Origin of the sequence: uncultured Sphingomonas sp. (genome assembly GCF_964237335.1) — a bacterium.
In the GTDB taxonomy this organism is placed as follows: Bacteria; Pseudomonadota; Alphaproteobacteria; order Sphingomonadales; family Sphingomonadaceae; genus Sphingomonas.
The window spans coordinates 24,700-39,848 of record NZ_CAXSHM010000030.1 but is presented as its reverse complement, the minus strand read 5'-3'; the positions used below and the strand labels follow the sequence as shown (position 1 = coordinate 39,848).

At 69.2% G+C, this 15,149-nt stretch carries 11 protein-coding genes; 4 read left to right on the top strand and 7 right to left on the bottom strand.

The genetic code is table 11. The annotated features are described in order from the left end of the window. Nucleotides 1-341: 341 nt before the first annotated feature. The gene (locus ACFE65_RS13695; protein ID WP_375382925.1) at nucleotides 342-938 is read right to left on the bottom strand and encodes a hypothetical protein; all 597 of its coding nucleotides are present in this window, start codon (nucleotides 936-938) and stop codon (nucleotides 342-344) included. A 411-nt stretch (nucleotides 939-1,349) separates the two neighbouring features. Here ACFE65_RS13695 and ACFE65_RS13690 point away from each other — a divergent pair, with 411 nt between their 5' ends. Next, nucleotides 1,350-1,784 (top strand): endonuclease domain-containing protein, encoded by a 435-nt coding sequence (locus tag ACFE65_RS13690; protein ID WP_375382924.1) that lies wholly within the window; start codon nucleotides 1,350-1,352, stop codon nucleotides 1,782-1,784. Nucleotides 1,785-1,839: 55 nt separating this feature from the next. Here the strand turns inward: ACFE65_RS13690 and hpnH are convergent, their stop codons facing one another. Together hpnH and ispH are read right to left on the bottom strand one after the other, a co-directional pair. Then, nucleotides 1,840-2,985: an adenosyl-hopene transferase HpnH gene (hpnH, locus tag ACFE65_RS13685; protein ID WP_375382923.1), complete on the bottom strand. Its 1,146-nt coding sequence runs from the start codon at nucleotides 2,983-2,985 to the stop codon at nucleotides 1,840-1,842. A gap of 11 nt (nucleotides 2,986-2,996) precedes the next feature. After that, nucleotides 2,997-4,004 (bottom strand): 4-hydroxy-3-methylbut-2-enyl diphosphate reductase, encoded by a 1,008-nt coding sequence (ispH, locus tag ACFE65_RS13680; RefSeq protein WP_375382928.1) that lies wholly within the window; start codon nucleotides 4,002-4,004, stop codon nucleotides 2,997-2,999. A 204-nt stretch (nucleotides 4,005-4,208) separates the two neighbouring features. Between ispH and ACFE65_RS13675 the strand changes: the two genes are divergently transcribed. Both ACFE65_RS13675 and ACFE65_RS13670 read left to right on the top strand, forming a co-directional pair. Further along, nucleotides 4,209-4,862, top strand: coding sequence for an ABC transporter substrate-binding protein (locus tag ACFE65_RS13675; protein ID WP_375382922.1), 654 nt, complete (start codon nucleotides 4,209-4,211; stop codon nucleotides 4,860-4,862). Between the two features lie 11 nt (nucleotides 4,863-4,873). Then, on the top strand, nucleotides 4,874-5,920 hold the full coding sequence (locus ACFE65_RS13670) for a VacJ family lipoprotein (RefSeq protein ID WP_375382921.1): 1,047 nt from the start codon (nucleotides 4,874-4,876) through the stop codon (nucleotides 5,918-5,920). Here the strand turns inward: ACFE65_RS13670 and ACFE65_RS13665 are convergent. The 3 genes from ACFE65_RS13665 to ACFE65_RS13655 form a co-directional block, all read right to left on the bottom strand. Further along, on the bottom strand, nucleotides 5,907-8,519 hold the full coding sequence (locus ACFE65_RS13665; RefSeq protein ID WP_375382920.1) for an MMPL family transporter: 2,613 nt from the start codon (nucleotides 8,517-8,519) through the stop codon (nucleotides 5,907-5,909). The genes ACFE65_RS13670 and ACFE65_RS13665 overlap by 14 nt on opposite strands. Before the next feature lies 1 nt (nucleotide 8,520). Continuing rightward, a complete protein-coding gene (locus tag ACFE65_RS13660) occupies nucleotides 8,521-8,970 on the bottom strand; it encodes a DUF2141 domain-containing protein (RefSeq protein WP_375382919.1) in 450 nt (149 codons plus the stop codon). A gap of 123 nt (nucleotides 8,971-9,093) precedes the next feature. Continuing rightward, nucleotides 9,094-9,783: a Crp/Fnr family transcriptional regulator gene (locus ACFE65_RS13655; protein ID WP_375382918.1), complete on the bottom strand. Its 690-nt coding sequence runs from the start codon at nucleotides 9,781-9,783 to the stop codon at nucleotides 9,094-9,096. A gap of 287 nt (nucleotides 9,784-10,070) precedes the next feature. Between ACFE65_RS13655 and ACFE65_RS13650 the strand changes: the two genes are divergently transcribed. Continuing rightward, nucleotides 10,071-11,042 (top strand): NAD(P)H-dependent flavin oxidoreductase, encoded by a 972-nt coding sequence (locus ACFE65_RS13650; RefSeq protein WP_375382917.1) that lies wholly within the window; start codon nucleotides 10,071-10,073, stop codon nucleotides 11,040-11,042. A 760-nt stretch (nucleotides 11,043-11,802) separates the two neighbouring features. Here ACFE65_RS13650 and ACFE65_RS13645 read toward each other — a convergent pair. Further along, nucleotides 11,803-14,970 carry a TRCF domain-containing protein gene (locus ACFE65_RS13645; RefSeq protein WP_375382916.1) on the bottom strand — a complete coding sequence of 1,056 codons (3,168 nt, stop codon included), beginning with the start codon at nucleotides 14,968-14,970 and terminating at the stop codon, nucleotides 11,803-11,805. Nucleotides 14,971-15,149 lie beyond the last annotated feature (179 nt).

Sequence of the window (15,149 nt, the reverse complement as noted above, 5' to 3'; positions counted from 1 at the left end):
CGCTACCCTCGCCGTCTGACGTCCCGCCCACAACCGGGGGGGGTGAGTAATTACGCGCTTAGGACGCAATCCATTGATTTGGAAGTCTATCCTCGCGCTGTCTGCATCGACCAGGCCTTCCGGAAAACAAAGGGCGTCCGGCCCATTGTTGAGCACTGAGAGTCCGAGCCCTGAGGCGAAGTCAGAAGTTATCGAATAGGGAACAATCGCGAGCTTTATATTCGGCGAACGTATTTGGGGCTTACCGCACCCGCTTAGCGCAAGTATCCAGATAAGAAGGCGCCATCTCGATTTCATAGTGTCTTATACCTAGCAAACTGGACTCGGCAAACAGACCTTCGCTAACCCCCACGCGGTAGGCCCTGCCTAATGGTCGCAACATCAGTGTTGGCCGTGGGCGCGGCCTCGACGATGCGCCGCCAATATTCCTCCGCACTCGCGACGATCCCGCGACGCTCGGCCAATTCGAGGAACGCGCGCGTGGTCAGCACGTCGGTGTCCAGATCAAGCCCGGTTTCCCTGACGAAGCGCAGTATCGTGCCATTTTCGTAGACGATCAGGACTGCGTGGCCGGCGTTCTCGATATGGTCGACGTAGCTGCCCAGCCATTCGAGGATCGCCAGCTCGCCGGCGTTGCGCGGCCGGATGTCGGGATCGGACTTGCGGGCCTGCCGGAACAGCTCGCCGATCGCGGTCGGGGCGACGAGGACGGGGGCGTTGGAGCCCGGTTGCCCGCCGGCATCGATCCACGCCGCGATCGCCCGCGCGCCCGGCTTGTCCAAGTCCTGCGTCGCTTCCATCGCCACCATGTCGGCCACGACGACCCGCCCGCCGATCTGGTGGAGCAGGTGCAGCGCGTCCGCCTGCGCCAGGTGGATCAGCGGGCCGGTGTCCGGCACGATCAGGTCCGGCCGCTCGATCTGCGGAACGCCCGTCATGCCGGCTGCTCGCCATACGCCGACCCGGCGACACGCACAGCGACCTTGCCTCGACCAGTCTCGCCGTCGGCATGCACGAACTGGATCATCTACAAACCCCAGAGTTGATTGACTGACAGCGGCCGCGCACGATGTCGTATGATGACAGGGGTAGTAGCAATGGCCAGCCAAAGATCGCCTGCCGAGGATGAGATCAGGCTGACGGCCAAGCCCAAGCCGGACATCGATCGGAAGGCACTGCGGGAGGAAATCAGCAAGCGCTACGAGAACACGCTTCGCCGCCTTGGGCGATGATGCCGCCTGGCTCTGGGTTGAGGATGTCCGACTAAGAAGGCTCTACCGTTTGATCACATAATCCTCCCCCGCCAGGGGGAGGTGGCATGCGAAGCATGACGGAGGGGGCGGCAGGCGATGCGGCTGGCGGGGTCCGAGCGAGCACGACGTAACGCCAAGCGCCTACGGCGCGTCATGACGCCGCCTGAAATCGCGCTATGGCTCGCGCTCCGCAGCAACGATGCGGGCCTGCGTTTCCGAAAGCAGCACGCTGTGGGAGAGGACTGGGTTCTCGACTTCTATTGTGCGCCAGCGCGACTTGCGGCCGAGGTCGACGGCGAGGCGCACAACCGCGGCAATCGGCCGGTGCGTGACGCTCAGCGAGACGCTTGGATGGCCGCTAAGGGTGTGCGAACGCTGCGCTATGCCGCTGTCGAGGTTCTCTCCAACCTAGACGGCGTCGTCACGCAGATCATCGCGGTAGCACTTCAGCGTTGTGCCACCTACCGAGCCGTCGGGCGGCCTCCCCCTCCGTCGCCTCCAGCGCCACCTCCCCCTAGCGGGGGAGGATAAGGAGCAATCGTAATTCTCGGCTGGCGCGGTTCGCAATATCGCGAAGTTCGGCCCCCTACGCCACCCGCTGCACCCGCCGCATGCCCGTCGGGTCGTTCATCGCGATCCGCGCGAGTTCACGCTCGACGTGCGTCGAGTGGACGTCGGCCGCGGGGCGCGCCTGCGAAAGGTCGATGTCCTCGGCCATCGGTCCTTCGGTGCGGACGCCCTGGCGTGCGACCTTCATGAGCTGGAGCGGGTGGCGCATCGCGTCGCTCGCCGCCGTGCCCTCGAACCCGCAATGCACCATGCAGTTAGAGCATTTCTCGTACTTGCCGACGCCATACTGGTCCCAGTTGGTGCCCTCCATCAGCTCGGCGAAGGTTTCGACATAGCCTTCGCCGACGAGGTAGCAGGGCTTCTGCCAGCCGAAGACAGTGCGCAGCGGCATCGACCAGGGCGTGCACGCGTACGAGCGGTTGCCGGCGAGGAAATCGAGGAACAGCGGCGAGTTGGTGAACGTCCACGCCTTGCCGCCGTCGCCGCGGCGGAACACGTCGCGGAAGAAGTTCTTGGTCCGCTCGCGCGTCAGGAAATGCTCCTGGTCGGCCGCGCGCTCGTAGGAATAGCCCGGCGAGATCGTGATCTCGACGCCCAGCCGCTGCATCTCGTCGAAGAACCCGGCCAGCCGTGCACTGTCGGCGCCGTCGAACACGGTGCAGTTGACCTGGACGCGGAAGCCCTTGGCCTTGGCGAGCAGGATCGCCTCGTGCGCGGCGTCATAGGTGCCGGCCTGGTCGACCGCATGGTCGTGCATGCCTTGGTCGCCATCGAGGTGGATCGACCAGGTGAAGTATGGCGAGGGCTCGTATTGATCGATCTTCTTCTTGAGCAGCAGCGCGTTGGTGCACAGGATGACGAACTTCTTCTTGGCGATATAGCCCGTCACGATCTGCGGCATCTCGCGGTGGAGCAGCGGTTCGCCGCCCGCGATCGAGACGGCGGGGGCGCCGCACTCGTCGATCGCGTCCATGCACTGATCGTAGCTCAGCCGCTGATTGAGGATCGGATCGGGATAGTCGATCTTGCCGCAGCCCGGGCAAGCGAGGTTGCAGCGCAGCAGCGGCTCGAGCATCAGCACGAGCGGGTACTTGCCGCCGCCGATCTCCTTGGCCACGGAATAGGCGCCGATGCGGATGAGCGGCTGGAGCGGGAGACCCATATCTGTTCGTCCTATTCGGCTGCGCGCAAGGCGACATGCCTCGGCGCAGGTGACACGTTGCGGAGCTCGGTCGGCAGGCTGAACTCGACATTCTCCACGACGCCGTCGAGCGTGGAGACCTCGACACGGCGATACCGGCGGAGCGCGGCGATCACGTCCTCCACCAGCTCGTCGGGCGCCGACGCGCCGGCGGTGATGCCGACCGAGACGACGCCGTCGAGCCAGGCCGGATCGACGCCCGACCCGTCGTCGACCAGGTAGCTCGGCACGCCCATCTCGTCGCCGATCTCGCGCAGGCGGGACGAGTTGGAGCTGTTCCTGGCGCCGACGACGATGACGACGTCGCTCGCGCGGCACAGGTCGCGCACCGCGGTCTGGCGGTTCTGCGTGGCGTAGCAGATCTCGGAGACGTCCGGCCCGATCAGGTCGGTGAACCGCGCCTCCAGCGCCGCGATGACGGTGCGTGTATCGTCGACCGACAGCGTCGTCTGGGTGATGTAGGCGATCGGCAGGTCGTCCGCGAACGGCAGCGCGGCGACGTCCTGCGCAGTGCCGACGAGATGGATCGGCGCATCGACCTGCCCCATCGTGCCGATCACCTCGGCATGACCGGCATGGCCGATCAGCACCAGCGTGCGGCCGGAGCGGGCATAGCGACGGCCTTGGTTGTGCACCTTGGTGACAAGCGGGCACGTCGCGTCCAGCACCGGCAACCGCCGCGCCGCCGCCTCCGCCTGCACCGACCGGGCGACGCCATGCGCGGAGAAAATGGTGGTCGCGCCCTCGGGAACCTCCGTCAGATCATCGACGAACACCGCCCCCTTGCGACGCAGCTTGTCGACGACGTGCTTGTTGTGGACGATCTCGTGCCGGACATAGACGGGCGGCCCATCGCGATCGAGAGCTCTTTCAACGATGTCGATCGCTCGAACCACACCCGCACAAAATCCACGCGGTTGAGCGAGAATCACCTGGAGCGTCGCGGCACCAAACGGGGTCGCCTTCGCGGCGGGACTGATATGCGCTTCGTTCAACATCACGCCTTCTCGAACTGGTCGTGTCACGCCCCGGTCGTCCTAAGTAGCGGACTGCAGCCGTTTTCGAAAGGGGCCGGCGTCATCGCGGTGCAGCATTTCACCTAACAGCGCCCGAAGTCGGCGCTACTGGACCCCGGAACGTCAGGCTCCTATGTCCCGCCGCCAGACGACCAGCGAGTATCCGCCATGCGATTTGTCCTCCCTGTCGCGGCCCTCGCCGCGATCGCAGTCCCGCCTGTCGCGGCCCTCGCCGCGATCGCAACTCCGGCTGCGGCCGTCGCCCAGGCGGTTACCGACCCTGCCATCGTGCCCGTACAGGCGCTCGACGCGGGGCTGCTCGCGATCATGAAGGTGGGGACGCGAGCGGGCGTCTCGGGACGGGCCGCGCAGATCGGGCCGGTGGTCGACCGGAGTTTCGACATTCCCTTGATGACCCGGCTCGCGGTCGGGCCGGGCTGGACCGGCTTCGCGCCCGCGGATCAGACCGCACTGGTCGCGGCGTTCCGGCGGCTGACGGTCAACACCTATGCGCGCAACTTCGACGCTTATTCCGGCCAGTCGTTCACGATCGCGCCGCAGGTCGATACACGTATCGACAAACTGTCGCATACGACTGACAAACTGGTGCGTACTTCCCTCGTCGACCCGTCCGGATCGCCGATCGCGATCGCCTATCGCCTGCGCCAGAGCGGGAACGGCTGGCGGATCATCGACGTGAACTACAAGTCGATCAGCCAGCTTACCACGCGCCGGTCCGATTTCGCGCAGGTGCTGGCACAGGGCGGTGCCAAGGCGCTCGTCGCTCACCTCGATGCGATGGCGGCGAAGGGCGCGGGATGATCTCGCCGGCGATGATGCCGGCGCTAGCGCTCCTGCTCCAGGCTCAGCCCGCCGTGAGGACGACGGAGCCGGCAGCGCCCGTCGTCGCGTCGCCTGCCGTTCCGCCCGCCGTGGTCTACCCGATGGGCAACGTCGTGCCCCCCAAGCGCGGCCGGCACACGAAGGGCGATCCGTTCGAGCGGTTCAACCGCTACTGGTTCAGACGGCAACAGGTGTTCGACCGGCATTTCCTCCGCCCGGTGGCACTCGGCTACAAGCACGTCGTCCCCAATCTCCTTCGCACGGGGCTGCGCAACTTCTTCAGCAATCTGGGCGAGCCGCTGATCGTCTTGAACTACGTGCTGCAGTTGAAGCCCGGCAAGGCAGTCGAGACGGCGACGCGGTTCGTGCTAAATTCGACGATCGGCCTGGGCGGCGCGGTGGACGTCGCCAAGTCGCCGGCGATCCGGCTGCCGCATCGGCCCAACGGGCTCGGCGACACGCTCGGCTATTACGGCGTGAAGCCTGGGCCGTACCTGTTCCTTCCCTTGCTGGGACCGACGACGTTGCGCGACCTGGTCGGCGGACAGGCGGAGGCGGTGATCCTGCCGTTCGTCGTCGGCACGCCGTTCGATCGCGCGGAGTATCAGGTGACGCGCGCCGTCGTAACCGGGCTCGACGCGCGGGCGGAGGCGGACAGCGACCTGAAGGCCATCCTGGGAGACGCGGTGGACCCGTATGCGACCTTCCGATCGGTGTTCCTGCAGGATCGGGCCGGGGAGATCGCAGACCTGCACGGGCCGGGTTGGACGGGCAAGGGACGTGCGACCGGACTTGGCGATCCGCTGGCGGATCCCGCCGCAGCGACCGGCACCAGCTCGCGCGAGCTTCAGAGCCCGCTGGTCGATCCGGCGGCAAGCCCGCCCGCGCCGCAGGACCCGTCCGCCGCTCCCGCTCCAGGCGTTCCGCCCGCGCCGTCGAAGGCGCGCGAGTTGCAGGACCCGCTGACCGACCCCGCCGCTCCGACGCCGGCTCCGGCGCCAGCTCCGGCTCAGGCGCCCGCTTCTACGCCGAGCTAGGCACCCGCCGCGGCGGCCCGAGCAGCGCGGGCTCGAACACCAGCGCACACACCAGCGTCCACGCGAGCGACAGCATCAGGATCTTGCCCATGCTGGCGGTGCCGGGATGATGGGAGAGCCACAGCGACCCGAAGGCGGTGCCGGTCGCGAGCGCAGAGAACAGCACCGCGCGCGCCAGCGACGATTGCAGGAGCGCGGTCGCACCGCTGCGCCAGGCCATCACGAAATAGATGTGGAACGCGACGCCGACCCCGAACAGCAGCGGGAAGGCGATGATGTTGGCGAAGTTGATCGGCTGACCGATCAGCACGCAGGTGCCGAGCGTCAGGAAGATCGACAGGACGACGGGCGCGAGCGTGAACAGCACCTCGCGCACGTCGCGCAGGACGGCGAACAGCAGCAGGCTGACAAGCACGAAAGCGATGACGCCCGCCTGCACGAACGCTCCGGCGACGGTGCGCGCGGCAGCCTGGGTTGCGACCGGCAGCCCGGATATGGCGGGCGTCACGCGCGCGACCGCGGCACGGAACCGCTCCATCGCCGCGTTGCTGTTGGGGTCGCCCGACGGGAAGACCTGCAGCCGGACCTGGCCGGAGGGCGCGACCCAGTCGCGCGCGAGCTCGGGCGGCAAGGTCGCGCGGGTGACGGGCTGCGCCTGGAGCGACAGGCGCACCTGGTCGAGCATCGTAGCGAGCGGGCGCGAGAAGCCAGCATCAAGTGCCGCGCGCTGAGCCGGCGTACCGGCCGCGAGGTGGGACCATGCATCGGCCAAGCCTCGCGCACTCACCGCAGCCGGTGTGGCGCTCGATCCGGCGACCTGCCGAAGCCGAGCGGCGGTTGCGGTCAACGCTTGCACGCGCACGGCGTCGTCCGGAGCCGGCGCGACGTCGAACGGGTTCAGCGTCAGGTCGAGCAACGTGGACGCGTCGGCGATCGTCGCCAGCTTGGGCGCCTGGTCCTCCGGCACGAACGAGTCGACCGACACGACCTGCTTCACCTCGGGCAGCTTGCCCAGCCGTGCCGCCAGTGCTCGCCCCGCCGCCTCGGTGGGCGCGAGCACGTCGATCGTGTCAGGCGTCCGCTCGGGATCGCGGGTCAGGTCGGCGAGCGCGCGCATCGACGGGGCGCTGGGATCGCGCAGGTGCAGCGGGTTGAAGTCGAACGTCACCAGCGGCAGGAGCATGATGCTCCCCGCGAGAAAAACGGCGAACCCCCACAGCACCCATCGCCGCCGCCGCTCCAAGAACCGGTCGACGGGCGCAAGCTGACGAAAGCCCACCTCGCGCGTCGGCGCGCCCGGCCGCACGAGCAGGATCAGCGCGGGGAGCAACGTGACGCTGAACAGCAGCGCGATCACCATGCCGAGGCCGGCGATCACGCCCAGCTCGGCGACGCCGACATAGGCGGTTGGCAGGAACGCGCCGAACCCCAGGAACACCGCTCCCGCGGCAAGGCTCAACGGCGCGCCCAGCGCAGCGGCGGCGCGGCTGAGCGCCTCGGCGGGAGTCGCTCCGTCGACGCGCTCCGCGTTGAACCGGACCGTCAGCTGGATGCCGAAATCGACGCCCAGCCCGACGAACAGCGGGATGAACGCGACCGAGATCAGGTTCAGCCGCCCGATCGCCGCCAGCCCCACCGCGGTCGTCACCACGAGGCCGACGATGATCGTCGCCATGATCGCCAGCACCAGCCGCCACGACCGCGTCGCGAACCACAACGTCAGCAGCATCGCGCCCAGCATCACCGCGCCGACCGTGCCGATATTCTCCTGCAGCGTCGCGAACTCGTCGTCGGCCAGCGGCACCTCGCCCGTTACCTGGACGCGGATGCCTGGCCCGAACGCGGTGGCCGCGGCTTGCACCGCCTGCGTCGGCGCCTCCCCCGGCATCAGCGCCGAGTGGTCGAGCACCGGCTGGACGAGGATCAGGCGGCGCGTCGGCGCGGCGAGCGCGGGGGAACCGCCCCCCTCGCCGTCAGCGAAAAGCCGCATCCACGAGAAGTTTGTTGGCTTCCCGGCCAGCACCCGCTCCGACGCTCCCGCCAGCGCGCGCATCGGCGCGGCGATCCGGTCGAGCCGCGCCTGCCCCGCCTGCACGCCATCCAGCACGCTGCCCAGCGCCGTCCCCACGCCCCGCAGCCAGGGATCGGCGGCGAGCGGCCCCAGCAGCGGCTGCGCGTCGATCAGCGCCTGCGTCGAGCGGCGGACCTCGTCCGGGCTGCCGAACAACAGCCCCTCGCGCCCGAAGAACGCGCCCCCGTCGGGTCGGCTGACGCGGCGGAAGCGCGCACGGTCCGCCGAGAAGCGCGTCGCCAGCGCGGCCGCACCCTGCTCGGCGAGCTCGGGCGTGCGGCCGTCGACGATCACCAGCATCACGTCCGACAGTTGCGGGAAGGCCGCTTCGGCGCTGCGCTCCTGCCGGCGCCAGTCGACGTCCGGCGAGATCAGCGCGGCCGTGTCGGTCGTCATCGCGAAATGGCTCGACGCGAACAGGACGGCGGTCACCAGCAGTGCGACGGCGGAGGCGACGGTCGCCCAGGGCCGGGCGATGCCGAGCGCGACCAGGCGTGGAACGGGCGCCTTCGGGAAAACGGGGCGCATCCTACAGGAAATACTGCAGCTTGAACCGGATCGTCTGCGCCGCGCCGGTGAACGAGAACACCGCGTCCGCGAACTTCGGCGCGGAGAACATCACCTTGACGTCGTTGGAGAAGCCGACGCCCTCCTTGGGGATGCCGAACAGCGCGCGATCGACCCTCGTGTTGTCGTTCTCGTCGAGATACGCCTGCACCGCGTATCGGCCCGGCGGCAGGCCGCGCACCGTCACCACCGTGGTGCCGACGACGGCGGGCGCGCTGCCGGAATAGGGGCAGCCGTCCTTCAGGAACTTGGCCTGCGGGCACACGTCGAGCCGCACGTGCCCCTTCGCCGCGCGCACGTTGCCGACCTCGACGGTGAGCACGCCGGTCAGCGCCGGCATCGGAGCCGCGGGTGCGGCGATGCCCGACGGAGCCGGGACGGCCGCGATCGGCGTCGGCAGGGCGATGGTCATGATCGTTCCTCGTCCAGCCGGCAGTCGGGGAGCTCCGGCCGCCGATGATCGCCCGGCGCTATAGCCGAACCGCGGCAAGGATGTGGCGGGACGCCGCCGCGCTAGGCTGATCGCGGCACGGCCTCATCCGCCCTGCTGTCCCAGATGGAGGTAGAGCGGGCTGAACCCGGCGACCGCGCGCAAGGCGTCGATGTTGGGGAAGGCGATGGACCGCCCGGTGCGGCGGATCAGCCCCTCCGCCTCCATCGCCTTCAGCGTGCGGTTGATGTGGACGGAGGTGAGGCCGAGCGCGTCGCCGATCTGTTCCTGGATCATCGGCAGCTCATAGGACCCGCTCTCGCTCAACCCTTGCGCATCGAGCCGCATCGCGAACTCGCACAGCAGGTGGGCGAGGCGCGGCTGCGCCTGTCGCCGGCCGACGTTGGTCAGCCATTCGCGCAGGATCGAGGCCTCCACGACGATGTCCGTCAGGATCGCGGCGGCGACGCCGGGTCGCTGCGCCATCAGCTCGCGCACCGCCCCGTCGGGGATTACCGCGAGCTCGGCGTTGGTGAGCGCCTGGATATTGTGGTCGGCGCCGTCGAGGAGCATGCACTGGAAATCGAGCGCATCGCCGGGCAGGTGGATGGACACGATCTGCCGCGCGCCCTCGCTGGTCAGCTTCTGCCGAAACGCATAGCCTTCGACCAGCACCGAGCAGGTCGACGGCCGCTCGCCCTCGCGCAGGAGGTACGCCGAGCGGCTTACCTTGCGCAATGTGAACGGCAGCGCGAGGACCGCGGCGCGATCATCGTCCGACAAGACGCTGCGCATGTCCAGCTTTCGGACCAATAATGACAGGGGATCAGAATGAGTTGAAACGTCTCCCGACAAGGGCGGGAGCAAATCAACTCTCGGTCGCCAGCGCCCGTCTTAACGGCTGGCAATATCGTCGTCTGTAACACAGGCCGACGTCATTCGCGAAACATAGATTGCTGGGAGGGTCGGCCCTGACTGCATCTGCGTCTGCATCTGCGTATGCGTCCACGTCCGACATTGCACCATTGTCCACCCGGTTCTACTCAATCTCAAGGCCACGAAGCCCGCGACGAGGAGAGACCATGACCCTGCCCGCCTCCCTGGCCAGCCGTTTGCGCCTGCCCGTCATGGGGTCGCCGCTGTTCCTCATCTCCGGGCCGGAACTGGTGATCGCGCAGTGCAAGGCGGGGATCGTCGGCAGCTTCCCCTCGCTCAACGCGCGACCCATCGCGCAGCTCGACGAGTGGCTGCACCGGATCACCGAGGAGCTCGCCGCCCACAACCGCGACCATCCGCAGGCGCCCGCCGCGCCGTTCGCGGTCAACCAGATCGTCCACCGCTCCAACAACCGGCTGGAGGAGGATCTGGCGCTCTGCGTCAAATGGCAAGTGCCGGTCGTTATCACATCGCTGGGCGCGCGGGTGGACGTCAACGAGGCGGTGCACGGCTATGGCGGGCTGACCTTCCACGACGTGATCGACGACCGGTTCGCGCGCAAGGCGGTGGAAAAGGGCGCCGACGGCCTGATCGCGGTCGCGGCCGGCGCGGGCGGGCATGCGGGCACCTTGTCGCCGTTCGCGCTGGTGCAGGAGATCAGGGCGTGGTTTGACGGGCCGCTGGCGCTGTCGGGATCGATCGCCACGGGCGGCGCCATCGCCGCCGCGATCGCGATGGGCGCGGACCTCGCCTATATCGGCTCCGCCTTCATCGCGACGGACGAGGCGCGGGCGGCGGACGGGTACAAGGACATGGTCGTCGCGTCCGGCGCGAGCGACATCGTCTATTCCAACCTGTTCACCGGGGTGCACGGCAATTACCTCAAGCCGTCGATCGCCGCGGCGGGCCTGGACCCGGACGCGCTGCCCGAAGGCGACGTCAAGACGATGAGCTTCGCATCCGGCGGCAACCAGGAGGCAAAGGCCTGGCGCGACATCTGGGGCTGCGGCCAGGGCATCGGCGCGGTGACGGCGCGAACGCCGGTGACGGAGCTGGTCGCGCGGCTGGAGCGCGAGTTCCGGGCGGCGGCGGCGCGGGTTGGGGCGGTGGCTGGGTAGGCTATGGTGGAGTGTGGGTTCGAGACGGAGCGAGGGTCATGGAGGTACTTCATCCTCCCCCGCCAGGGGGAGGTGGGCCGCGCCAGCGGCTCGGAGGGGGCGGATACCACAGCAACCGGTTAGCTTCCGCCCCCTCCGTCTCGCTGCGCGAGCCACCTCCCCCTGGCGGGGGAGGATTGAGGAAGGCGATCCCGTGCCGTACCTGTCTCGCGCGAAAAGTAGGTAACAGTAGGTAACACCAAACGCAGCGTCCCGACGCAGACTTGCGCGCAGGCGTGAGCGATCATGACGTGAGCGGCAATGCGAAAGAACGAACCGACGCTGTCACGCTTGATCCAACATGACAAGTGGGGTCGGCACGTTTGGTGGAAAGCGGCCATAAACACTAACGCGCTTCGCAGATTATTGCTGGGACTTAATCTATTATGCCCACAAAACCAAGAGTGATAATCACCGCAATCCCAGCGACCATGATAAAGCCAGCGATCAAAATTACCATTTGAACCCAATACATCACGGGGGTATTTACGCGCGAGTAAGTGATGCCTTTGATATTGATGGCGCGGTATCGGACGATAACGTAGAGCCTGTTTGCTAGACCTATGGCTACGCCCCTACATTACTACGAAAAAGGCTAGGTTCCCAATCATGCTCGATCTTCACAGTCCCTTTGCCGGCGCAACACCATTATAAGATTCCTCGGCGCAGGCAAAGTACGGCTTCCTTTCTGAACGTCTACCTCTGGGCGAAAGCGAACTGCTTACCCCATTGCCTCCAGCAGCCGTTCCACCTCGTGCGCCCGCTCCGCCGCTTCCGCGATCGCCACCCGTGCGATCAGGCGGTCGCCCTTCTCCTCCAGCCCCTCCACCGCCGCCACCTGCCCCGCCCGGCGCGGGGTGAAGGCGATGGCGGCAGGGCCGGCGTCGATCCGCGCCACGCCGGCCGCGCGCGCCAGCAGGCGGATGCGGGCGGTCGCCAGCAGGCGCGCCGCCTCGTCGGGCAAGGCGCCGAACCGGTCCTCCAGCTCCGCCTCGAACGCGTCGAGCGCGGCGGCGCCGGTCAGGCGGGCGAGGCGGCCGTAGAGCGCCAGCCGCACCTCCTCCTCGGGGATCCACGCGTCGGGCAGTCGGCCGCCAAGGTCCAGCTTCAGGTCCGGCACCCAATCGTCCACCGCCTCGCCGCGCGCTTCCTTCAGCGCCAGCGCGAACAGATGCTGGTACAGGTCGACGCCGACGAGCTTCATGTGCCCCGCCTGCTCCTCCCCCACCAGGTCGCCCGCGCCGCGCAGGTCGAGGTCGCGCGCGCCGATCTGGAAGCCGGCGCCGAGCTGGTCGAACGCCTCCAGCGTCTTCAGCCGCCGAAGCGTCGCGGGCGCGATCGCCGCGCCCTCCTGCGTCGCCAGCATGATCTGGCCCCGTCGGCCCCCGCGCCCGACGCGCCCGCGCAACTGGTGGAGCTGCGACAGGCCGAACCGGTCCGCGCGGTGGACGATCATCGTGTTGGCGCGCGGCACGTCCAGCCCCGCCTCGATGATGTTGGTCGCCAGCAGCACGTCGCCTTTGCCGGCGCCGAAGCCGACCATCGCCTCGTCCATCGCGGCCGCGGGCATCTTGCCGTGCGCGGTAACGAGCGTCAGCTCGGGGGCGAGCGTCCTCAGCGCCTGTTCCAGCGGACCCATGTCCTCGATGCGCGGCACGACGACGAAGCTCTGCCCGCCCCGCGCCCGCTCGCGCAACAGCGCCGCGCGCACCGCCTGGTCGTTCCACTGGGTGACGGTGGTGCGGATCGGCTGGCGGCGCGCGGGCGGCGTCGCGATGACGGATACGGGCTGCAGCCCCACCATCGCCGCCTGCAGCGTGCGCGGGATCGGCGTGGCGCTCATCGTCAGGACGTGGGTTCCGCCGGCATCGGCGCCGCCCAGCCCGTGCAGCCTCGCCTTGTCGGCGGCGCCGAACCGCTGTTCCTCGTCGACGATCGCGAGCGCGAGGTCCCTGTAGGCTACGCCCTTGCCGGCGACGGCGGCGGTGCCGACGACGACCCCGATCGATCCGTCCGCCAGCCCCGCGAGCACGCGCTTCTTCTCGGCCGCTCCGGTCAGCCGCGACAGGCCGGCGACCTCTACCCCCGTCCCCTCGAACCGGCGGTGGAACGTCTCCAGATGCTGTCGCGCGAGCACCGTGGTGGGCGCGGCGAGCGCGACCTGCCGGCCCGACAGCGCGACCGCGGCGGCGGCGCGCAGCGCGACCTCCGTCTTGCCATAGCCGACGTCGCCGACGATCAACCGGTCCATCGGCCGCCCACTGGTAAGGTCGTCCAGCACGGCGGCGATGGCGCGCGCCTGGTCGGGCGTCTCGGTGAAGGGGAAGCCGGCGGCGAACTTTTCATAGGCGGCGCGGTCGGGCGTCACCGGCTCGACCCGGCGCGCGTCGCGCTCCGCCGCCACCGCCAGCAGCGCGCGGGCACCTTCCGCCACTGCCGCGGCCAGCGCGCCGCGCCGCTTCTGCCACGACGAGCCGTCGAGCGCATCGAGGCAGACCGCGTCGGCGTCCGCGCCATAGCGCCACAGCCGGTCCGCCTCCATCACCGGCACCAGCCGATGCGTGTCCTTCGCATAGCCGAGCCGGATCGCGTCGCCGCCATCGGGCAGCGTCTCCAGTCCCTCGACCATGCCGAGCCCGAACTCCTCGTGGACGACGACGTCGCCGCGCGCGAGCTCGCCCGTCGGGCCGGCCAGCGCGGCCCGCCCGCCGCTCCCTTGCACGGCGGAGCCCGCGCGTCCGCCGAGCACGTCGCCGCTCGCCACCACCGTCACGTCGCCGATCGCGAAGCCGCGATCGATCGGCGCGGGCAGCGCGAGGACCGATCCCGCCGGGGCCGCAAGGACGTCGGCCCAGCTCGTGGCCTCGACGAACGCCAGCTTCGCCGCCCGCTCCAGCCGCGGGCGCAGGAAGCGCAGATCGCGGGCGCATCCCGTCAGCACCAGCCGGCGCTGCCCAAGATCTTCCACGAAGCGGGCCTTGACGAAGCGGGCGAAGGCGCGGGCGGGATCATGCCGCTCCACGAACCGCGGGGGCGCCTCCGCCGCGGGCGCCAGCTCGATCCGGTCGCGGTCCGCCAGCGCCTTCTGCCACGCCTTGTCGTCGACGAGCCCGGCGGCGACCTTGCGGTGCGACAGGCCGTCGGCGGCGAGCTTGAGGAAGGCGGCGCGGCGAGCCGGCGCCTCGGCGTCCATCGCCACGGCGGCGCCGGGCAGGTGATCCGTCAGTGGCACGCCGCCGGTCGCATCCGGCTCGCGCGCGTGGCCGATCTCCACCGCGTCGACGCCGCCGTCGCGGCACGCCTCGTCGCTGACCTGCGTCGCCGCGTCGAAGAAGCGCAGGCGGGCGACCCGGCCGTCGGCGACCTCGATCCGCATCGGGCGCGGCAGATCGACCGGGAACAGGTCGATCACCTGGCCGCGGATCGCGATCGCGCCGGGCTCGTCCACCAGATCGTCGACGACGTAGCCGATGTCCTGCGCCAGCGCGGCGAGTCCCTGTGGGTCGATCGGGTCGCCGGCCGCGAGGCATGGCGGCGCGGCGTCGAACGTCTCGGGCGCGGGCTGGCGCACCGCGCTCGCCTCGGCCGTCGCGACCAACAGCACGCGGGACGCTTCGTCCGCCCGCACCGCGGCGCGCAGCCGCCGCAGCGCCGCGATCCGCTGGCCCGCGTTGGCGGGGGATGCCGGCGCGTCGTCGCCGGGCAGCGCGTCGCTCGACGGCAGCAGGAGGACGAGACGATCGGGCGCGAGCGCCGCCGCGATCTCCGCCACCGCGGCGGCACGTCCGTCATCGGCGGCGACGAACACCACTGGGCCAGGATGCCCGCACAGGGCGGCGGCCACCACAGCCGGCGGGGAGGCCTGCTGATCGCGCTTGTCTGTGGTCATCGAGGGCCCTGAACCGTTTCGGATCGCGGGTGAACGACAGTTCCCGGCGGCCGTTCCGGCCTGGAACGGCGATCTGCGCCGCGGTTCACCTTGGTTGATTAATCATCCGCGAGGCGGACCGCGGAGGTCCTGCCTGAAGCTCTTGTCATCTTCGCGTAAGCGTCGTGCCTACCGCGCTG